Consider the following 17,988-nt stretch of genomic DNA (forward strand, 5'->3'; position numbering starts at 1 on the left):
GCCTGCCGGCAGGGGGAGCGAGCCATGGATGTCGGCATCATCATCGGAGAGGCCACACCGCTGGGATGGGAGCGGTGGCGCCATATCTGTCAGCTCATCGAGCGGCTGGAATTCAATTCGCTGTTCCGGTCCGACCACTACTTCAACGGCAAGCAGAAGGACGCCATCGACGTCTACCTGTCGTTCGTGATGGCTGCGCAGGAGACCGAACGGATCCGCTTCGGCCCGTTGGTGACACCAGTCACCTTCCGTCAGCCGGTGAACGTCGGGCGGATGGCTCAGCAGCTCGACTCGCTGGCCGACGGGCGCTTCGTCATGGGCCTCGGCGCGGGCTGGTACCCCGACGAACACGAGATCTACGGGATCGACTTCCCGCCAGGCCCCGAGCGCTACGACCGTCTCGAAGAGGCGATAGCGCTCATGAAGGAGCTGTGGTACTCCGAGTCGGGCACGTTCGAGGGCACCCACTACCGGATCATCGGCACGAACTCGAAGCCCCACCCGCCCGCGGGACGCCCGCCGATCCTCATCGGGGGTACCGGGCCGCGGCGCACGCTGCGCATCGCCGCCGAGCACGCATACGAGTGGAATGCCATGCCACTCGACCTCGACGACTACCGCGCCGCCAACGAGGCCCTAGCGGCGCACTGCGAGGACTTCGGCCGCGACCCGCGGACATCCGCCGCTCGATGCTCATCTTCGCCACGATCGGCCCCGATGAGCACCAAGAAGGGATGGCGCTGCAACGCTTCTGGGACATGATGGCTCCCGAGGGCTCGGGCATCAGCCAGGAGGACGCCATCGCAGCCGGCCACGGACCGTGGCGCGGTTCGGTGGAGGAACTTGTCGACCAGGTCGGGCAGTTGCGTGATCTCGGTCTCGATGAGGTGGTGTTCGAGCATTTCTGCCATGAGGACGACACGATCCCTGAGTGGATCGCTGCGGAGGTCAAGCCTCGACTCGAGGCGCTCTGAGCGCAGTCAGGTTTCTCGGTGCACAGGCGAGTGGGGCTAGGCTCGGGGAACGGAAGCTGCGGTCGGTTCTAGGTGCCGGCCGAATGTCCTCTCGAGCGGGGGTAGCCCATGAGCGAAACCATCAAGAAGCGCAGCACTGCGGTCACGCCTCGGGGCCTAAACCACCTAGTGCTGAACGTCCGCAATATGGAGGAGTCGCATCACTTCTGGTGCAACCTGCTGGGCTTCAGGCAGGTCGGCGCCTTGGATTCGGAGAAGTATGACGTCCCCCCCGTGAAGATGCAGTTCTACAGCGGTGTGATCGATGATGTGAATCACCACGACGTTGCCTTGGTCGAGCTTCCGAACCTTCCGGCGCCGCCCGAGCAGTGGGACATGTTCGAGAGCGCATGCGCGGTGAACCACATCGCCATCTCCTATCCCGACCGGGAGTCCTGGTTGGAGCAGGTGCAGTTCCTCAAGGAGAACGACGTCCCGATGAACCTGCGAGTCGACCATGGCATGACCCACAGCGTCTACGTCAACGATCCCAACGGCTACGGCGTCGAAGTGCTCTACGAGCTGCCGGCCGAGGTCTGGGATCACGACATCAACGGTGCGCTCAACTACGCCAAGATTCTGCCCGAAGAAGACCTGCTGGTCGATACCACCGAGTACGAGACCAACTTCGACGCCAGCTGAGTTCGGCCAGGTCCGGCTTGCCTCGTCACGTCCAACCGCGCCACAACCCCGTGACCGTGGCGCGTTCGTAGGAGATCCCGATGCGCGCAATACGAGTAACTGAACCGGGCGGTCCCGAGGCCCTCGTTTGGACCGAAGTCGACGACCCAGTCGCCGAGGCGGGGACGCTCGTCGTCGACATCGACGCGGCCGGCGTCAACTTCATCGACACCTATCATCGCAGCGGTCTGTACCCGATGCCGTTGCCGTTCATTGCCGGTGTCGAAGGCGCGGGCATCGTTGCGGAGGTCGGCGAGGGCGTCGAAGGGCTCGCTGTCGGCGACCGGGTGGCATGGACCTCGAGCATCGGCTCGTACGCCCAGAGGGCCCAGGTGCCGGCTCGGGTGGCGGTCGTGCTGCCCGATGGGGTCAGCACCGAGTTGGGTGCCGCGACGATGTTGCAGGGCATGACCGCTCACTTCCTGGCGTGCTCGACCTTCCCGCTGGAGTCGGGCCATCGATGCCTGATCCACGCTGGCGCCGGCGGTGTTGGACTCCTGCTCATTCAGATTGCGAAGATGCGGGGCGCCGAGGTCTTCACGACGGTCGGCACGCAGGACAAGGCCGAGCTGGCCACCGGCGCCGGCGCCGATCACGTCATCAACTACCGCGACGAAGACTTCGGCGACGCTGTCGAACGGATCGCCGGTCCCCGGCCGCTCGACGTGATCTACGACGGGGTCGGCGCTGACACGTTCGACCGGGGCTTGGAGGTCCTGCGGCCGCGGGGGACAATGGCCACGTTCGGCAACGCATCGGGACCGGTGCCGCCGATGGCTCCGCTGCGGCTGTCAACGGGTGGATCGCTGTTTCTGACGCGGCCGACGCTCGCCGATCACACCGCGACCCGCGACGAGCTCGAAGGTCGCGCCAACGACCTGTTCGGATGGATCGCCGAAGGTCGCCTCGATGTGCGCATCGGTGCGCGCTTCCCCTTGGCCGACGCGCGCAGCGCGCACGAGGCCCTGCAAGGCAGGGCAACGACCGGCAAGGTCCTGCTCATTCCCTCAGCCTGAATCCACCGCGGTGTTCGCGGTGCCCGTGGGCACTGCGCTCAGGCTGCTCCGGACCTTGCTGCTGCCCGCCGTGCTGGCAGCTGACCTGACTGAGCGACTATCCATCACGGCAGGCTGCCCAGCTGTCCAAACGGGCGGCCCGGTGAAGTAGCAACCTGGGCGCCCTCGGGGCAGCGGTTGCGGATGAGTCGCCGTGACATAAGAACCACTATCAACAGGCGAACTTCAGCCGGGGGAGTGGCCGCGGGAGCTTCAGCCGTCGCCGGCTGTTTGTTCCTGAGGTGGGGCTCCTCGCCGGCGTTCTCGGAACTCTCGCCAGTGACGAGTGATCGAACTCCAAGTATGGCCGGCGTGGCTCAGCTTGTAGTCCACGCGCTCCCAGAGACGGCTTGCGGCTGAAGCGACGTCGGTGCGATTGCACTTGCGCCCGATGCTCTGGCAGTGAGTCGTCGCACCGAGCCACAGCGCAGGCGCCGTCCGACTCACGAGCTGCGTAGGCCGCGGGTTGCTTTGCCCGTGGTCAGCGGGTCCATCAGCTCGTTGAATCGCTTGCTGCGTGCTGAGTGCAGTATCTCCCGAATCCCGCCGCCACAGACGCCATGCAGCCACCGGCACCGCCAAGAAGAGCACGAGTCCCAAGACCGACCAGGCAATTGCCACTACCTGCGGGTTAAGCTCCCATTGGCTCCCCGCGGCCCCAGCAAGGCGTCCTCGGGCACGTCGCCCAGCGCAGCCGAGCCGTTCTGGAATCGGCTCCTTGGGGCCGCAGCAACTGCGTCGAATCGCAGCCACGCAGGATTTCGGTCTCCTTCGTCGGCCAGCATGAACTTGCCGCTGGTTCGCACTGTCACGCATTGAGCTTCCCCTTGTGCCTGGTCGTCGTCGAGATCTCGGACAGCCACTGTCCGATAACCACCCGACCCGCCGCGCCGAAGGGCTTTCACAAGAGAAGCAGCGCGCTCGCCGTCGTCGAGCACAACGCGCAGATGGTCGCCTGGCCCGAGCGCACCACAGCCGATCTCACTCTCATCTCTCATACCGGTGACTGCCTTGCACAAGAACACCGACTTCCGTGTCCGTGGTGTCACGAACAGAAACCCGTACACGCCCAACAGCGCCCGAACGATCCTGAAGCGTGATCCCGCGAACTGAGTCGGGACCACGCCCCATTCCTCCACGACCTGTGCGTCGAGCGTCGCGATCGGCACGATGCGCCGGGCCGCCTGCCACTCGCGCAGTCCCCGGATCAAGATCTCAACAGCTGCGACCGCGCCGGCGATCGCCACGACATTCTGCAGCGTCATGTCCCAAGGATTGTCGCTTCGGCATCCTCGATCCTTGATGCAGCGGTTACCGGCACCGACGAGTCCGGACTACCGCACTACAGGCTGCTCCTTCATGCTGCGAGCTGGAGCTTCGTGCGCAGATGTTCCATGCCGCGGTCGCCCTTGATTCGATTGCACGAGCCGCACAGCATCTGCAGGTTGCTGATGTGGTCGCTGTGTCCTTGAACTCCGCGCTGGCGGCTCTACTGCCGATCGGCGCCGCGTAGTCGGTCTTAGAGTTGAACGGCGGGCCGAGATCGACAAGATCGACCATCTCGCTGTTCATGCCCCGCATCACGTGCAGGTTGTCACCCGTCCAGATCGTCTTGTCGACCCAATTCTCGCGGGGGGGGGTCAGCGTGCCGGCACCGGTCCCGCGAATAGCGCCGCGAGCCCGCTCATCTCGTCGCCAGCTGCTTCGCTGAACGCCAGCGCGTGCGTGCGCCAGAAAGCACGCCAGCCCGGCAGCATCCCTCCGAGCTGCCGGTACGAGGCCGCCGCCTGGCGTACCTCGTCAGGCGTTGTCGCCAGCCGCTTGCGGGTTTCCTCGACTGTGACGGTCACCGTGCCCATGATCGGCAGCTACGTGTCCTGCGACCCGCCGTCAGACGCTCCGCTGCCAGACGTTTCGCCGGCCTCGGACGGGGGCGGCTGGTACGCGCCCTTGGGGACGTCCTGAGGTCCGGCTGAGCCGCTCGGCGTGTAGCCGAGGCCGTCCTGGCCCCTGCGTTCCTGGGTCCGGCTTGCGCCGCTGTCATTGTCCTTCCGGCCTGCCATCGCCGCCTCCGGCTGTCGTGGGGTCTATGGGTACGAACTCTTACGACTCGATGTCGCTGCGCTGGAGCAGTATCCCTCCCTGAGTCTCGAAGGGAACGCCGTCGTGCAGAACTGGGGACCCGTCGTCCTGATTGAACAGGATCGCCCGGGCGAGGTAGAGATCCCGATCCGCCTCGTCAGTCGCAGCCCATGACGTCACCGGCGCGTGTTTCACATAGAGGCCGCCCACCCACCGGCCGTTGCGGAGCCGGCAACGAACGAAACCCGCCTGTCGCGTCTCGAAGACGTGGTCCCAAGCCGTCGGTTCGCGGTTTCCGCCCAGCACCTTGCGCATTCGAGATGGATGTCTGACCGTAAGCCATCCCAGCATCCAGCCGATGCCGTAGGGCACCACGACAAAGGTGACCGGTACGACGTTGAGCCACCAAGGCACCGGCTCTCGGCCAATCAGCTCGTCCCAATACTCGGCGGCAAGCCACCGCCATAGTGCAAATCCGGCCCCCAGCCACAGCCCTGAGAACAACAGCAACCGCAGCACCCAGTCGCGGCCGCGCCTTCCGTAACGAACCGAGTGCCACTCGAAGCCCGAGGCCGCAGCTGCGCCCGGCACCAACAAGACAAACGCCGCCGCCACAGTCCGCACGATTGTTTCGAGCTCCGGCAGCACTTGGCCTCCCTACAGTCGCCCGGAACAGGTTGGCAGCCGACGGTCCTCGCCGTCGCCATCCCTGGCCCGAAGCGAGCGGCCTCCGGCATGGCACCCGCTACGGCTACCGAGTCAAGGAGTGCCGCTGCGACGAGTGCCGCGCATCGAACGCTGCGTGGCGTCGCGCTGAACGACACGCCGCCAGGACACGAGAAGCGGACAGCGATCGAAGCTAGGGGCACTAGTCGCCGTCAATAGGCGCGCCGCACCCGACGTGACCGGTTGCTCGATCTGCTCACAACGCTGTCTCTAGACTCGGTGCTGTGACCGTTACGCGCTTCTGGCGCCCTGTGGAGATACCCGATGATCACGGGGATCGCCCTGCCGCGGTCCGGACCGGGCGCGTGAAGCTGCCGAATCACATTGCATGGAGCGGCCAAGGCGAGTACGACCTCGACGACCCGCGGGGTCGGGCCCATGTGTACGAGCTGGTCATGACTGAAGGCAACGAGGATGACGTGCGCACCTACATCGACCTCGAGGTGCTGCTGGGAATGTGGGACACGATGTGGCTCGCCCCCCACGTCCGCGAGCAGTGGGCGGAGCACCTGCGTTCGCGTGGCCTGATCTCCTAGAGCGTGCTCACTGCCCTGCAGGAGCGAATCTGCCGACTCGTCGGCTCCCTGCCCGACGCCGAGTCAGCGGCTCTCGCCGGCGGGGGCGCTCTCATCGTCCACGGAATCGTTGACCGAGGGACCACAGACCTCGACTTCTTCTCCACCGACATCGCCGATGTGAGACCCACCGCCCAAGCAGTGCACACCGCACTCGAGCACGAAGGCCTCCACGTCGAGGTGCGCCGCGGCGGAGCAATTTTGGTGCGCCTGGAAGTCACCGACGGCCACGACCGCACCGCCGTCGACTTTGGCCCCTCACGGCGGGCGTTCCCCCCGGTTCTCGCAGAGACCGGGCAGGTCCTCACGCCCGAGGACCTCGCCGGCGACAAGATGGCTGCCCTGTTCAGCCGCGCCGCTGCACGCGACTTCGTCGACGTCTACGCCTTGTCGGCGCGCTTCAGCCGGTCCCAGCTCTACGAACTCGCCAAGGACAAAGACACCGGCTTCGTCCTCGAGCGCCTCCACGACGCCCTCGGCACCTTCGAGCACCGCTACCGCCAGGACTTCCCCGTCTCCGATGACGACTACGAACGCCTGCGAACCTGGGTGCACAGCTGGCGCGCCGACCTGCCGTCCCCCCACCAACACTGACCAGGCACAGTCGCATTCCCATTCTGCGGACCTCCGGTCCCGCAACCCCTTGCGGTCTGCTCGCCGCCTTCCGAACTTGATCCGCAGCCCGGCGGCCTAGCAGTAGTGACACGGGTCAATACGTGGCTCGGTGAACCGCTTGTGGAGCGTAAGCCACAGGCAGGCGCCGATCCATCGGGCCCTGCCGATCCGGTCCCCTTCGACGGTGTCGTACGACCAGGGCCACAACGAACCCGAACTGGATCGTGTCCGGATTCAGGCCCCACACACCCGCCTTCGATGCTTGCCCGGTCACGACCGCTCCCGTCGACCGCCTTTGGGGTGCGTCCTCACGGCGTTAGAGCCCGAGTCCCCTGCGGCGACCCGGTTGTTCCCGGGCGGGGGGCTGGAGGGCTTGTCGTGCAGCATGCACGCATTCGCTCAGTCCGGTGTAGTCGTCGGTGTAGTCGGCGAATTCGGTGGCCGGTATCCGGTCGAAGTATCCCAGAGCATCTGTGAGCTGGTCGGGGGCGAAGCCGGGGTCCTTGTCGCCGGCGAGCTCGCAGAGCCGGTCGATGTCGAAGCGGTCGAGCAGGCCTCGGAAGTCGATGTAGTCGCGAGATTCGCGTCTGCCGGCGAGTGCGAGCACTTTGTCCGCTGCGAGCTCGGGCTCTGCTAGCACGAATCCTTCCTCGGTCAACCGTGCCGGCAGCATGCGGGCATCTGACGCCAGGTCGACGTAGGTCATCTCGCCGGCGTTGTTGACGCTCAGCCGTGCGAACGTGGCCCCTTCCGCGAGCCGTGCCACGTCGAAGCCTTCGTCCTCGAGGGCGGCCTGAGCGGCGTTGAGCAGGGCTTCGACGGTCTTCGGATACGACGTGAAGAAGTCGAGGTCATTCGTGGGGCGGTCTGCGATTCCGTTCACGATGATCGCTGTGCCGCCGGCAAGCGCGAACTCGGCGCACTCTGCCAACCCCGTCAGAATGCGCCGAATCTCTCGCTGCAGGTCAGTGAGCACCGTGCCGCTAGGCCAACAGGCCTTGCTCGGTCAGCCAGGCGCTCCACCGCTCCCGCACGTGCGGCGCCAGGTGAATCTCGTCCCACACCTCCACAAGGGCGTCGACGTCGATGAAGTAGCGAACGTCGGCTTCGAGGCCTTCGCTCATGACTCTGGCGTACGCACGGCAGCGCTGCTGGCGGTCGTCCAGGTCATAGACATGCGGCGGGCTCCACGCGATATGGCCCGGGAGCCGCACCACCCCGCCTGCTTTGGGCAGCGTCCGGTCCGAAGCGTCTGCGGGGATAGCGACCGGCATCCGCCCCAGCGGACGGCGCGCAGCTTCGCGCACGTCGGTCACGAGATGGCCAGCCACAATATCCATTGTATTGGCAGGCCCTGATCTCACGATCTGCATCAATTGCACACTGCCTACGGGCTTTTGGGCGACGCGAAGAGGTGTGGCGGGCCGCGCAGCCGCGCACGTCGATTGAGCACCTGGCGATCTGGGATCACGTTCCCGGTCGGCCTCGTCATTCTCCCCCTATGAACCAAGAACCACATGCCCCGACTACTTACGCCTTGGCAGCGGGCGCGGGCGCCGATCACGTCATCAACTACCGCGACGAGGATTTCGGCGACGCCGTGGAACGCATTGCCGGCCCCCGACCGCTCGACGTGGTCTTCGACGGGGTCGGCGCTGACACGTTCGAGCGAGGCCTGGAGGTCCTGCGGCCGCGGGGGACGATGGCCACCTTCGGCAACGCCTCGGGACCGGTGCCGCCGCTGGCGCCGCTGCGGTTGTCCGCCGGGGGATCGCTGTTTCTGACACGGCCGACGCTTGCTCATCACACGCTCACCCGCGACGAGCTCGAGGGCCGAGCGGGCGACCTCTTCGGATGGATCGCCGAGGGTCGCCTCGACGTGCGCATCGGCGCCCGGTTCGCACTGTCGGACGCACGCAGCGCCCATGAGGCCCTGCAAGGCAGGGCAACGACCGGCAAGGTCCTGCTCATTCCCTAAAGTGAGTTGACTCAGTTTTAGCGCTGAACAAGACTCCCTGTCAGCGTCCTGCGTTAGTGTCGGGCCGCATCCGGGGGAACCTGACAGGGGGAGCAATGAGCGAATCAGTCGAGACATGGTCGCCGATGACCGGCGACCAATACATCGAGAGCCTGCGCGACGGCCGCACGGTGTACTTCCACGGCGAGAAGGTGCGCGACGTCACGACGCACCCAGCGTTCCGCAACAGCGTGCGTTCGATTGCCCGGCTGTACGACGCGCTCCACGATCCCGATCAGCAGGACGTGCTGATGTGCGATACCGACACCGGCTCTGGCGGCAAGACGCACAAGTTCTTCCGGGTACCTCACAGCGCTGACGATCTCGTCGGCGCCCGTGACGCGATTGCAGGCTGGCAGCGCCTGACTTATGGGTGGATGGGTCGCAGCCCCGACTACAAGGCCTCGTTCCTGGGCACGCTCGGCGCATTTCCCGAGTTCTATGGCGACTACTACGACAACGCCCTGTACTGGTACCGGCGCAGCCAGGAAGAGGTGTCGTACTGGAATCACGCCATCGTGCACCCGCCGGTCGACCGTCACATGGGGGCGGATCAGATCCGCGATGTGTGCATGCACGTCGAGCGGGAAACCGACAACGGCCTCATCGTCACAGGGGCCAAGGTCGTGGCGACGGGCTCGGCGCTGACGCACTACAACTTCATCGCTCACTTCGGCCCGCTTCCGCTGCAAGACCCTCAATTCGCCATCGTCTGCACCACGCCGATGGATTGTGAGGGCGTCAAACTCATCTGCCGCAACTCCTATGAGCTGCAGGCGGCGGCAACGGGCAGCGTGTTCGACTACCCGCTGTCGAGCCGGCTGGATGAGAACGACTCGATCCTGGTGTTCGACCAGGTGCTCATCCCGTGGGAGAACGTGTTCCTCTATGGCGATCTCGAGAACGCCAACAACTTCTTCCCCGCTTCAGGCTTCATCCCGCGCTTCACCTTCCACGGTCTCGCCCGCCTGTGCGTGAAGCTCGACTTCATCGCTGGTCTGCTCTCGAAGGCGCTGCGGGCCACGGGCACCCGTGACTTCCGGGGCGTGCAGGCGAACCTGGGCGAGGTGATCGCCATCCGCAACCTGATGTGGGGCTTGAGCGACGCCATGTGCAAGAGCCCGGACCCGTGGGAGAACGGCGCAGTGCAGCCGTCGCTGCTCTACGGCATGGCGTACCGCACCTTCACGCCGATGTTCTATCCGCGCGTCAAGGACATCATCGAGTCGGTCGTGGCCTCCGGCCTGATCTATGTGAATTCCCATGCGTCAGACTTCAAGTCCGATGAGATCCGGCCGTACCTCGAGAAGTACGTGCGGGGGTCGAACGGCATCTCGGCGCTCGAGCGGATGAAGATCATGAAGCTGCTGTGGGATGCCATGGGCAGCGAGTTCGGCAGCCGCCACGAGCTGTACGAGCGCAACTACGCCGGCAACAACGAACAGATCCGCTTCGAGAACCTGGCCGTGGCCGACTTCGAGATCCCCGGTGTGGGCTCCATGACCCAGATGCTGGAAGGATTCGCTGAGCAGTGCATGGCCGAGTACGACCTCGACGGCTGGACCATCCCGGGATTCTTCAACCCCGACGATGTCTCGATCGTGGGCCGCGACTGGAACTGAGCTGGCGGACTGGGCGGCACGGCGGGCGGGCCGATACCACCGTGCCGCTAGGCGGGTCCATGTCTCGCCGCCGCTAGTCGGGCCGATGACGCAGCGCTCGCTGAGCCTCGCGATCAGTCTCTCGCTTGCGGATCGCCTGGCGCTTGTCGTACATGCGACGGCCCCGAGCCAAGGCGAGTTCTAGCTTGGCGTGCCCATCGCGGAAGTAGATCTCCAGCGGGATTAGCTGCAACCGATCCTGTTCGGTGCGGGCACGCAGCCGGTTGATCTCGGCGCGATGCATGAGCAGCTTGCGGGGGCGCTCGACGTCGTGTCCCATCGTGGGCGATGCGTGGATCCACGGGGCGATGTGCATGCCCATCAGCCACATCTCGTCGTTGCGCACGCGGGCGTAGGCGTCACCCATCTGGGCCCCGCCGGCGCGCAGCGACTTCACTTCGGTGCCGCGCAGGACCATGCCGCACTCAAAGGTGTCGAGCACCTCGTAGTTGCGTCGTGCGCGCCGGTTCGACGCCACGACGGTCCGGTCCTTCGCCATCAGCCCGAGGGTACGGCTGGCGGTCACCGCACTCGCGTTGCCCATCGGGAGCGGCAGTAGGAGGCAGCGGTCGCGGCCCGTAGAATCCTGAGTGATCAGGTCGGGAATTGCCGTGGCGCAATCTGATTCCCCCGGCCACAGTTCGTCCACCCCAACGCCGCCGAACCGGGAGCTCCGATGGCTGTCACTGTCCGCTTGCCCACCGTCCTGCGTCCCCACGCCAACGGGCAGTCGCGGGTCGCCGCCGAGGGGAACACCGTGGCCGAGGCAGTGTCGTGGCTGGTCGGCCAGTTCCCTGGCATCGCCCCGAATCTGCTCGCCGAAGACGGCAGCCTGCATCGTTTCGTCAACGTCTATGTGAACGACGAGGACGTGCGGTACCTCTCCCAGATGGACACTGCGCTGGCCGATGGTGACGAGCTGTCGATCTTGCCAGCCGTTGCCGGCGGCTGAGCCGGCATCGCCCCGGCCCCGGCGCTGAGCTAGCTCGTGGCCGTCTATCGCTGCGTCGACGAGCTGATCGGCGGCACTCCCACGTTGGATGTCAGCAGCCTCAGCCCCAACCCGTCGGTTGCGCTCTACGCCAAGCTCGAAGGGCAGAACCCGACCGGCTCCGTGAAGGACCGTGTGGCGCTGGCAATGCTGGACAGCGCCGAAGCAGAGGGCCAACTTGCACCGGGTTCGATGATCATCGAGCCGTCGTCGGGCAACACCGGCATTGCGCTGGCCATGCTCGGGCAGCGCCGCGGCTACCGGGTGATGATCGTGCTGCCGGGCAACGTCACGGCGGAACGGCGCCAGATGCTCGAGATCTTCGGTGCCGAGATCATCGACAGCCCGCCCGAGCAGGGATCCAACGGCGCCGTGCGGCTCGCCTTGGAGCTGGCAGAAGCGAACCCCGACTGGACGATGCTGTACCAGTACGGGAACGAGGCCAATCCTGAGGTTCACTACCGGACCACGGGTCCCGAGATCTTGGCCGATGTGCCAGGCATCACCCACTTCGTGGCGGGGCTGGGCACCAGCGGGACGCTGCTGGGCGTCGGGCGGTACCTGAAGGAGCATGCTCCCGGAGTGCAGGTGTGGGCTGTCGAGCCTCCCGCTGGCGAGCAGGTCGAAGGGCTGCGCAGCCTCGACGACGGGTACGTGCCTCCCATCTTCGAGAACTGGGGTGGCGCCAATCTGCTCGATCGCAAGATGATCGTCCGCCCACGCGAATCAATCGAAGCCACGCGCATGCTGGCGGCTGAGGGCGTCTTCTCGGGCATTTCGGGCGGAGCGGCGCTGGCGGGAGCCCGCAAGGCTGCTTCCCGCATCGATGAAGGCGTCATCGTGTTCGTGGTGAGCGACCACGGCTGGAAGTACCTCTCCGTCGGTGCCTGGACTGACGACCTCGATGCCGCGGCCGCCAACGCTGAGCACGTCATCTACTTCTGATTCCCTGTTTCTGACTTCCTGCTGCTGGTCTCTTGGGTCGCCGTCGTACCGTTGAGGAGATGGACGAGATGGGTTCCCGCCGCAGAGCCGCGGCGCTAGTTGTCACGCTGACGCTGTCGGCCGGTGCGTGTACGAGCCCGCCGATCCTGGTTGCCCCCACCTCGCCCCCCGCAACTGCGCTGTCGCTTGACATCACCCAGACGACGTTGCTGCCGGAACAACCGTCATCGGAGCGGCCGGCTGCGGTACTGGTGACGGTTCCGTCCGACGCCGCGGCGCAGACAACGGCATCCGAGCGGCTGGGGGCCGCGGCAGTTCCGAACCCTGAAGGGGTGGTCCTGGCCGGAGACGGCCTCGGTTTCGTGAGCTTCGGTGCCGGCGTGCAGGCTGCGCTCGGTGCGCTGATCAATTCGCTCGGCCAGCCGGTGGCCGACACCGGATGGATCGACACGTTCTCGATATACGGAGACTGTCCCGGCAGCCGCCTGCGAGTCGTGGAATGGCCGGGTGTGCTGGCCCTGTTCGGGAATCCCGAAGACGGGTACCAGCACCGCGATGCCGCCGATGAGCACTTCATGACGTGGCGGTTGGGATCGTTCGGACCCGATCCGTACCTGCTGCGCACCGCCGAAGGGATCGGCATCGGCGCCACGCGTAGCGAGGTGGCCGAGGCATACCCCGCCGCCACTTTCCGCCCGGCGACGGCCAGCGAACCGGCCTCAGTTGTGCTTGCAACCAGCGGCGGCCGGCTCACCGGCATTTTGGATGGCACCGGAATCCTCCGGTCGCTCGAAGCAGGAACGCGCTGCCCAACGGGCTGAAGTTCGCTGACTCCGGCGCGATGTGAGCCGCGTCGCCTTCCTGCGTAGTATCGGCCTCCGTGAGCGAGCTCTCGGTGACGGTTTTGGGTTGTTCAGGCAGCTATGCCGCCGCTGGCGAGTCCTGCAGCGGCTACCTCGTGCGCAGCGACTCCACGACGCTGTGGGTGGACTGCGGCCCTGGCACGTTCGCAAACCTGCAACAGCACGTGGCGCTCGAGTCCGTGGATGCACTGCTGGTGAGCCATCACCATCCGGATCACTGCGCCGAGCTGCCGGTTGTCTACAACGCCGCGAAGTACTACATGGGCATTGAGCGCATTCGTGTCCTTGCTACCAGCGGCGTGCGGGAGGTCACCGAGGCCTACGGCGACAGCTCGGATCTCTTCGGCTGGGAGATGGTGAAGGACTCGTCGAAAGCGCGTGTCGGCGACATCGACGTCCTGTTCTCCCGCACCGATCACCCGGTCGAGACGCTTGCAATGCGTTTCGAGTCCGACGGCAAGTCCATCGTGTACACCTCGGACACCGGCCGGGGCTGGGCGCTCGCTGCGCTCAGCCGCGACGCCGGGCGACCCGCACCGGACCTGGTTGTGGGGGAGGGAACGCTGCTCCATGCGACTGACAATCCCGACATCCCCCACGTCAGCGCTGCGTGGTTGGCGGCCGATGCCAACGACGTGGGTGCACGAAAACTCGTCGTGACCCATGTGCCGCCTGGCTCGGATCCGCAGGACCATCTCACGGAGGCAGGCGAAGTGTTCTGCGGCGATGTGTCGGTTGCCCGCACTGGCGCGACCTTCTGGGCGTGAAGGCCGGACCCCCGCTGTGGAGCGCGCCGACGGCCGGACCCCCGCGGTGACGCGCGCTGATGGTCGGACGCCCGGCCAACTGCGCCCGGTCACCTTCGAACGCGACTTCACCGACCAGACCCCCGGCTCGGTACTGGTGTCCTTCGGCCGCACCAGGGTGCTGTGCACCGTGTCCATCGACGACAACGTGCCGCGCTGGATGCGCGGCCGAGGGACTGGCTGGGTCACCGCGGAGTACGCAATGCTGCCCGGCTCCAGCGGCGAGCGCGTCGGCCGTGAAGCCAAGCGCGGCAAGCAGAAAGGCCGCACGCTCGAGATCGAGCGCTTGATCGGCCGGGCACTGCGGGCGGTGTGCGACATGGCGGCGCTCGGAGAGCGTGAGGTCACCGTTGACTGCGACGTCCTGCAGGCCGACGGAGGTACGCGTACTGCGTCGATCTGCGGTGGGTACGTGGCCCTGCACGACGCCTGCACCCGCCTGGTCCTCAGTGGGGCAATCAGCCAACTCCCGCTCACCGACGAATGCGCTGCCATCTCGGTGGGCATCGTGGACGGCGAGGCCCGCTTGGACCTCCCCTACGAGGAGGACTCCCGGGCCGAGGTGGACATGAACGTGGTGATGACCGGTGGGGGCCGCTTTGTCGAGGTGCAAGGCACCGCCGAGGGAGACCCGTTCGACGATGCCCATCTCGGGGCGATGCTGGCCCTGGCCCGTTCGGGCATCGGCGAGATTGTCAACTTGCAGCGAGCGGCCCTGGTCACGCCGCCATCTTGAGGCCAAACGACTCCATACACATGCGCTGAGAGGGCCCCGACGGCATGAGGCTCGTAATGGCATCGGCCAACCCGCACAAGACGATCGAGATAGCTGACGTGCTGCGAGCGGCGTTGCCGGAAGCGGAAATCGTGCCACGGCCCGGCGACCTCGGTGACGTGGCCGAAAACGGCGAGACCCTGGCAGAGAATGCGCTCATCAAGGCCCGATTCGTGCACGCAGCCACCGGCGAGCCGGCCATCGCAGATGACACCGGCCTTGAGGTCGACGCGCTCGGCGGCGCACCTGGCGTGCACAGCGCCCGCTATGCGGGGCCCGAAGCGGATCCGGTCGCCAACCTGGCCAAGCTCATGGCGGCACTGGTTGATGTACCCCCGCCGCGGCGCACTGCCCGCTTTCGCACCGTGGTCGCTGTCGTATTCGGCGACGGGCGCGAGGTGTTGGCCGACGGCGCCGTCGAAGGGACCATCGCGACGGCACCGCGCGGCGATCATGGCTTCGGCTACGACCCCGTCTTCGTTCCTGACGAGGCAGCTCCGCTGACGTTCGCCGAGATGACGGCTGATGCGAAGAATCGGATCAGCCATCGGGGCCGGGCGCTGCGTGCACTGGCCAGGCAGCTCTGACACGCCTGCCCGTACATGCCCGCACCTGCCCTGCTGGGCAAGATGGCCTCGTCGGTAACCTGCGCCGCATGACCGACCTTCCATCCGCCCAGCACCCGAGCCCCGCTTCGGAGCGTGCATTCGAGCCGCGTGCATTCGAGTCAGGCGGGGTGTCTGGCTGGACCCAGATCTCGAACCGGCTGCTGGACGACCGCATCGTGTTCCTGGGCGACGACGTGGATGATCAGCTGGCCAATGTCGTGTGCGCGCAGATGCTGTACCTGGAGGGTCAGGATCGCGGCCGGGACATCTCGCTGTACATCAACAGCCCCGGCGGCTCTGTCACTGCCGGCATGGCCATCTACGACACGATGCAGTTCGTTGCGTGCGACGTGGCCACGGTCTGTCTGGGGCTTGGTGCCTCGATGGGCCAGTTCCTGCTGACTGCGGGCGCACCGGGCAAGCGCTACTGCCTGCCGCACGCCCGAGTGATGATGCACCAGCCATCTGGCGGCGTGCGGGGCCAGGCATCAGACATCGCCATCCAGGCCGAGCAGATGGCGTACATCAAGCGCCTGATGGCAGAACGCACTGCTCTTCACAGCGGTCAGGACGTGGAGCAGATCCTGCTCGATTTCGAGCGGGACCGCTGGTTCACCGCCGAGGAGGCCAAGGGCTACGGCTTGTGCGATCACGTGATCGTCAAGCGCGGCGAGATGATCTAGGCCCGTACCACCGGGTCGATCAGCCGGGCGCAGCAATGCTCGTGTGCCCGGTTTAGCCGGGCGTAGCAATGCAATGGCGGGTGACGTAGTCGATGACTCGCTGCGCAGCAGCGTCTTGAGTCTCGAGAAACGGATCCTGGGCCGCTATCAGCGCAGCGGCGCGGTCAAAGGTCTCTCGTGATGCCGTGTCAACGACAGCATCTCGAAGTGCGGCGGTCAGGTCGGCCAGCAGCTGCACGTCCGGGCGAATCTCCGCTGGTGCGGCTGCTGCGGCGTCGGCGAATTGGCGAGCGGTGCGATCCATCGCGTCGCGGGCGCTTGCGTCATCATTCGGGTTGACCGTCAGGCTGAGCTCGTCGACCACCAGCAGGTGCGCGAATTCCTCGCAGAACTCTTCGGCGGAGGGTTCCCCACTGTCGCGCAACAGTGTCACGCGCACGGCGAGGACGATCACCACGGCGGCGGCAGCAACGAGAAGCCAACGCCGGCGAGCTGCCACGGTCATCACGCTCGGGACGCAGCCTCCGCGCGGCACCGCAGGTCCGCGACGCCGTGCGCGAGCCCCTCGGCGTAGCGGTACAACGCGCTCCCTGACACGAGGACATTGGCACCTGCCGCCGCAGCGCCGCTGATGGTGTCGGCCGATATGCCGCCGTCGACTTCGATGTCGATGCCCGAACCCGATGCGCCCGTTGAACCACTGCGATCGATGAGCTGACGCAGCGCGGCGATCTTGGGCTCCATTGTCGAGATGTACGCCTGACCGCCGAAACCGGGGTTGACGGTCATCACGAGCACCATGTCAACGAGGTCGAGCACATGGGCCACGGCGTCGATCGGCGTCGACGGATTGATCGCCACCGCGGGCTGGGCGCCTAGCTCGGCCACCCGGCTCAGCGTGCGGTGCATGTGGGTGACCGATTCGGCGTGGATGATCAGCATTTCGCAGCCGGCATCCACGTAGGCACCGAGCATCGGGTCGGGGTCGACGACCATGAGGTGGGCTTCGAAGAGCACGCCTGCATGGGGACGGCAGGCTGCGATGACGTCGGGGCCGAACGTGAGGTTCGGTACGAAGACGCCGTCCATGACGTCCCACTGGATGCGGTCGACGCCGGCCTCGGCCAGCGCAGCGCACTCGTCTCCGAGGCGCGCGAAGTCTGCGGGCAGGACCGACGGAACGATTTCGATGGGCCGCGGTGCCGACTGAGAGATCGCGTTCACTCGACCAGTGTTGCCGACGCGAACCCGTCAGGCGCGGCAGTTATCGAGGGCATGGCCCAGTGCTCCTGTTGAGGAGGCTCACCAGCTCCGCGCAGCGTCCGGCCACGTTCGCAAAATGAGGTAGACGGAGCGAGTTGAACACCGTTAGGTTCGGAGCAGATGTCCATACCGTTCGAATTCACCATCGACGGCCCGCCCGTGAGCCAACAGGCCAGGGATTGTGCACGTCTGCGTGAGTGGCAAGAACAAGTCCACGAGGCGGCATCGACGATGTGGCAGTCTCGTTCCGTCATCAGTGGTGATGTCGCGGTCGCCATCAACTACTTCTGCTTCGATTCGACGCCAAGACTCAAGCACTCACTTGATGTTGACAACGTACCGAAGCCAATTCTCGATGCCCTCAAGGGACTTATCTACGAGGATGACAAGCAAGTAATTGACATTATCTGCCGCAGAAGAAACCGTTACAGCGCCTTCACGATTCACAATCCATCGGATCCCGTGAGGCGCCATATGGGTGACACTGATCCCTTCTTGCATGTTTCGATCACATTCGCGAATGCCGGGGAGCTGAACATATGACAGTAACGGAAGAGAACACTGGTCATATCAGTAGCGAGTACTACTAGGCAAAGAAGACGGCAGATGAGTATCGTGCCCGCGGCTAC

General features: G+C 65.7%; 26 protein-coding genes. 16 read left to right on the forward strand and 10 right to left on the reverse strand.

All coding sequences use genetic code 11. The features are described 5' to 3' along the window. The first annotated feature begins 24 nt into the window (after nucleotides 1–24). From ACOQPH_RS03220 to ACOQPH_RS03235, 4 genes are all read left to right on the forward strand, one after another. Entirely contained in the window at nucleotides 25–762 is a 738-nt protein-coding gene (locus ACOQPH_RS03220; protein ID WP_420623304.1) for an LLM class flavin-dependent oxidoreductase, read from the forward strand. Further along, complete coding sequence (locus ACOQPH_RS03225) at nucleotides 735–974, forward strand: hypothetical protein (protein WP_420623305.1); 240 nt, start codon at nucleotides 735–737, stop codon at nucleotides 972–974. The genes ACOQPH_RS03220 and ACOQPH_RS03225 overlap by 28 nt, the downstream gene beginning before the upstream one ends. Before the next feature lie 108 nt (nucleotides 975–1,082). Beyond that, nucleotides 1,083–1,655, forward strand: a complete 573-nt coding sequence (locus ACOQPH_RS03230) for a VOC family protein (RefSeq protein WP_420623306.1) — start codon at nucleotides 1,083–1,085, stop codon at nucleotides 1,653–1,655. Nucleotides 1,656–1,735: 80 nt separating this feature from the next. Continuing rightward, entirely contained in the window at nucleotides 1,736–2,710 is a 975-nt protein-coding gene (locus ACOQPH_RS03235) for a quinone oxidoreductase family protein (RefSeq protein WP_420623307.1), read from the forward strand. A 659-nt stretch (nucleotides 2,711–3,369) separates the two neighbouring features. On the opposite strand, the gene ACOQPH_RS03240 is transcribed toward ACOQPH_RS03235, so the two are convergent. The 5 genes from ACOQPH_RS03240 to ACOQPH_RS03260 form a co-directional block, all read right to left on the reverse strand. Further along, nucleotides 3,370–4,014 (reverse strand): hypothetical protein, encoded by a 645-nt coding sequence (locus tag ACOQPH_RS03240; RefSeq protein WP_420623308.1) that lies wholly within the window; start codon nucleotides 4,012–4,014, stop codon nucleotides 3,370–3,372. Between the two features lie 92 nt (nucleotides 4,015–4,106). Beyond that, the gene (locus ACOQPH_RS03245) at nucleotides 4,107–4,187 is read right to left on the reverse strand and encodes a hypothetical protein (RefSeq protein ID WP_420624298.1); all 81 of its coding nucleotides are present in this window, start codon (nucleotides 4,185–4,187) and stop codon (nucleotides 4,107–4,109) included. 202 nt (nucleotides 4,188–4,389) lie between these two features. Beyond that, nucleotides 4,390–4,599, reverse strand: coding sequence for a hypothetical protein (locus ACOQPH_RS03250; RefSeq protein ID WP_420623309.1), 210 nt, complete (start codon nucleotides 4,597–4,599; stop codon nucleotides 4,390–4,392). 18 nt (nucleotides 4,600–4,617) lie between these two features. Next, on the reverse strand, nucleotides 4,618–4,812 hold the full coding sequence (locus ACOQPH_RS03255) for a hypothetical protein (RefSeq protein WP_420623310.1): 195 nt from the start codon (nucleotides 4,810–4,812) through the stop codon (nucleotides 4,618–4,620). 40 nt (nucleotides 4,813–4,852) lie between these two features. After that, nucleotides 4,853–5,479, reverse strand: coding sequence for a DUF6338 family protein (locus ACOQPH_RS03260; RefSeq protein WP_420623311.1), 627 nt, complete (start codon nucleotides 5,477–5,479; stop codon nucleotides 4,853–4,855). A 302-nt stretch (nucleotides 5,480–5,781) separates the two neighbouring features. Between ACOQPH_RS03260 and ACOQPH_RS03265 the strand changes: the two genes are divergently transcribed. Both ACOQPH_RS03265 and ACOQPH_RS03270 read left to right on the forward strand, forming a co-directional pair. Next, on the forward strand, nucleotides 5,782–6,093 hold the full coding sequence (locus ACOQPH_RS03265) for a hypothetical protein (RefSeq protein ID WP_420623312.1): 312 nt from the start codon (nucleotides 5,782–5,784) through the stop codon (nucleotides 6,091–6,093). A 3-nt stretch (nucleotides 6,094–6,096) separates the two neighbouring features. Next, on the forward strand, nucleotides 6,097–6,726 hold the full coding sequence (locus ACOQPH_RS03270; RefSeq protein WP_420623313.1) for a nucleotidyl transferase AbiEii/AbiGii toxin family protein: 630 nt from the start codon (nucleotides 6,097–6,099) through the stop codon (nucleotides 6,724–6,726). 337 nt (nucleotides 6,727–7,063) lie between these two features. Here the strand turns inward: ACOQPH_RS03270 and ACOQPH_RS03275 are convergent, their stop codons facing one another. After that, complete coding sequence (locus tag ACOQPH_RS03275) at nucleotides 7,064–7,723, reverse strand: nucleotidyl transferase AbiEii/AbiGii toxin family protein (protein WP_420623314.1); 660 nt, start codon at nucleotides 7,721–7,723, stop codon at nucleotides 7,064–7,066. 7 nt (nucleotides 7,724–7,730) lie between these two features. Continuing rightward, nucleotides 7,731–8,078, reverse strand: a complete 348-nt coding sequence (locus ACOQPH_RS03280; RefSeq protein WP_420623315.1) for a hypothetical protein — start codon at nucleotides 8,076–8,078, stop codon at nucleotides 7,731–7,733. A 170-nt stretch (nucleotides 8,079–8,248) separates the two neighbouring features. Between ACOQPH_RS03280 and ACOQPH_RS03285 the strand changes: the two genes are divergently transcribed. Next, nucleotides 8,249–8,725 carry a zinc-binding dehydrogenase gene (locus tag ACOQPH_RS03285; RefSeq protein ID WP_420623316.1) on the forward strand — a complete coding sequence of 159 codons (477 nt, stop codon included), beginning with the start codon at nucleotides 8,249–8,251 and terminating at the stop codon, nucleotides 8,723–8,725. 95 nt (nucleotides 8,726–8,820) lie between these two features. Continuing rightward, complete coding sequence (locus ACOQPH_RS03290) at nucleotides 8,821–10,386, forward strand: 4-hydroxyphenylacetate 3-hydroxylase N-terminal domain-containing protein (protein WP_420623317.1); 1,566 nt, start codon at nucleotides 8,821–8,823, stop codon at nucleotides 10,384–10,386. Between the two features lie 73 nt (nucleotides 10,387–10,459). On the opposite strand, the gene smpB is transcribed toward ACOQPH_RS03290, so the two are convergent. Continuing rightward, nucleotides 10,460–10,924: an SsrA-binding protein SmpB gene (smpB, locus tag ACOQPH_RS03295; protein WP_420623318.1), complete on the reverse strand. Its 465-nt coding sequence runs from the start codon at nucleotides 10,922–10,924 to the stop codon at nucleotides 10,460–10,462. Nucleotides 10,925–11,101: 177 nt separating this feature from the next. Here smpB and ACOQPH_RS03300 point away from each other — a divergent pair, with 177 nt between their 5' ends. The 7 genes from ACOQPH_RS03300 to ACOQPH_RS03330 all read left to right on the forward strand — a co-directional run bounded on the left by ACOQPH_RS03300 (nucleotide 11,102) and on the right by ACOQPH_RS03330 (nucleotide 16,096). Further along, a complete protein-coding gene (locus ACOQPH_RS03300) occupies nucleotides 11,102–11,377 on the forward strand; it encodes a ubiquitin-like small modifier protein 1 (RefSeq protein ID WP_420623319.1) in 276 nt (91 codons plus the stop codon). Between the two features lie 36 nt (nucleotides 11,378–11,413). Beyond that, nucleotides 11,414–12,361, forward strand: a complete 948-nt coding sequence (locus tag ACOQPH_RS03305; RefSeq protein WP_420623320.1) for a PLP-dependent cysteine synthase family protein — start codon at nucleotides 11,414–11,416, stop codon at nucleotides 12,359–12,361. Between the two features lie 59 nt (nucleotides 12,362–12,420). Continuing rightward, nucleotides 12,421–13,182: a hypothetical protein gene (locus ACOQPH_RS03310; RefSeq protein WP_420623321.1), complete on the forward strand. Its 762-nt coding sequence runs from the start codon at nucleotides 12,421–12,423 to the stop codon at nucleotides 13,180–13,182. Between the two features lie 59 nt (nucleotides 13,183–13,241). Beyond that, entirely contained in the window at nucleotides 13,242–13,991 is a 750-nt protein-coding gene (locus ACOQPH_RS03315; protein WP_420623322.1) for an MBL fold metallo-hydrolase, read from the forward strand. Nucleotides 13,992–14,037: 46 nt separating this feature from the next. Continuing rightward, nucleotides 14,038–14,766, forward strand: coding sequence for a ribonuclease PH (rph, locus tag ACOQPH_RS03320; RefSeq protein ID WP_420623323.1), 729 nt, complete (start codon nucleotides 14,038–14,040; stop codon nucleotides 14,764–14,766). A 56-nt stretch (nucleotides 14,767–14,822) separates the two neighbouring features. Then, on the forward strand, nucleotides 14,823–15,392 hold the full coding sequence (rdgB, locus tag ACOQPH_RS03325) for an RdgB/HAM1 family non-canonical purine NTP pyrophosphatase (RefSeq protein ID WP_420623324.1): 570 nt from the start codon (nucleotides 14,823–14,825) through the stop codon (nucleotides 15,390–15,392). A gap of 68 nt (nucleotides 15,393–15,460) precedes the next feature. After that, a complete protein-coding gene (locus ACOQPH_RS03330; protein ID WP_420623325.1) occupies nucleotides 15,461–16,096 on the forward strand; it encodes an ATP-dependent Clp protease proteolytic subunit in 636 nt (211 codons plus the stop codon). A 52-nt stretch (nucleotides 16,097–16,148) separates the two neighbouring features. Here ACOQPH_RS03330 and ACOQPH_RS03335 read toward each other — a convergent pair whose 3' ends face one another. Next, nucleotides 16,149–16,595, reverse strand: coding sequence for a hypothetical protein (locus tag ACOQPH_RS03335; RefSeq protein WP_420623326.1), 447 nt, complete (start codon nucleotides 16,593–16,595; stop codon nucleotides 16,149–16,151). A 5-nt stretch (nucleotides 16,596–16,600) separates the two neighbouring features. Continuing rightward, entirely contained in the window at nucleotides 16,601–17,320 is a 720-nt protein-coding gene (gene rpe / locus ACOQPH_RS03340) for a ribulose-phosphate 3-epimerase (RefSeq protein ID WP_420623327.1), read from the reverse strand. Between the two features lie 159 nt (nucleotides 17,321–17,479). On the opposite strand from rpe, the gene ACOQPH_RS03345 reads away from it, so the two are divergent. Beyond that, nucleotides 17,480–17,902 carry a RusA family crossover junction endodeoxyribonuclease gene (locus ACOQPH_RS03345; RefSeq protein WP_420623328.1) on the forward strand — a complete coding sequence of 141 codons (423 nt, stop codon included), beginning with the start codon at nucleotides 17,480–17,482 and terminating at the stop codon, nucleotides 17,900–17,902. Nucleotides 17,903–17,988: the final 86 nt, after the last annotated feature.

The organism is Candidatus Poriferisodalis sp. (assembly GCF_965221945.1).
GTDB lineage: Bacteria > Actinomycetota > Acidimicrobiia > Acidimicrobiales > Poriferisodalaceae > Poriferisodalis.

Coding starts and splice junctions, on each gene's coding strand:
- ACOQPH_RS03220 (WP_420623304.1), top strand. CDS start 25: ATGGATGTCGGCATCATCATCGGAGAGGCCACACCGCTGGGATGGGAG.
- ACOQPH_RS03225 (WP_420623305.1), top strand. CDS start 735: ATGGCGCTGCAACGCTTCTGGGACATGATGGCTCCCGAGGGCTCGGGC.
- ACOQPH_RS03230 (WP_420623306.1), top strand. CDS start 1,083: ATGAGCGAAACCATCAAGAAGCGCAGCACTGCGGTCACGCCTCGGGGC.
- ACOQPH_RS03235 (WP_420623307.1), top strand. CDS start 1,736: ATGCGCGCAATACGAGTAACTGAACCGGGCGGTCCCGAGGCCCTCGTT.
- ACOQPH_RS03240 (WP_420623308.1), bottom strand. CDS start 4,014: ATGACGCTGCAGAATGTCGTGGCGATCGCCGGCGCGGTCGCAGCTGTT.
- ACOQPH_RS03245 (WP_420624298.1), bottom strand. CDS start 4,187: ATGCTGTGCGGCTCGTGCAATCGAATCAAGGGCGACCGCGGCATGGAA.
- ACOQPH_RS03255 (WP_420623310.1), bottom strand. CDS start 4,812: ATGGCAGGCCGGAAGGACAATGACAGCGGCGCAAGCCGGACCCAGGAA.
- ACOQPH_RS03285 (WP_420623316.1), top strand. CDS start 8,249: ATGAACCAAGAACCACATGCCCCGACTACTTACGCCTTGGCAGCGGGC.
- ACOQPH_RS03290 (WP_420623317.1), top strand. CDS start 8,821: ATGAGCGAATCAGTCGAGACATGGTCGCCGATGACCGGCGACCAATAC.
- smpB (WP_420623318.1), bottom strand. CDS start 10,924: ATGGCGAAGGACCGGACCGTCGTGGCGTCGAACCGGCGCGCACGACGC.
- ACOQPH_RS03300 (WP_420623319.1), top strand. CDS start 11,102: ATGGCTGTCACTGTCCGCTTGCCCACCGTCCTGCGTCCCCACGCCAAC.
- ACOQPH_RS03310 (WP_420623321.1), top strand. CDS start 12,421: ATGGACGAGATGGGTTCCCGCCGCAGAGCCGCGGCGCTAGTTGTCACG.
- rdgB (WP_420623324.1), top strand. CDS start 14,823: ATGGCATCGGCCAACCCGCACAAGACGATCGAGATAGCTGACGTGCTG.
- ACOQPH_RS03330 (WP_420623325.1), top strand. CDS start 15,461: ATGACCGACCTTCCATCCGCCCAGCACCCGAGCCCCGCTTCGGAGCGT.
- ACOQPH_RS03345 (WP_420623328.1), top strand. CDS start 17,480: ATGTCCATACCGTTCGAATTCACCATCGACGGCCCGCCCGTGAGCCAA.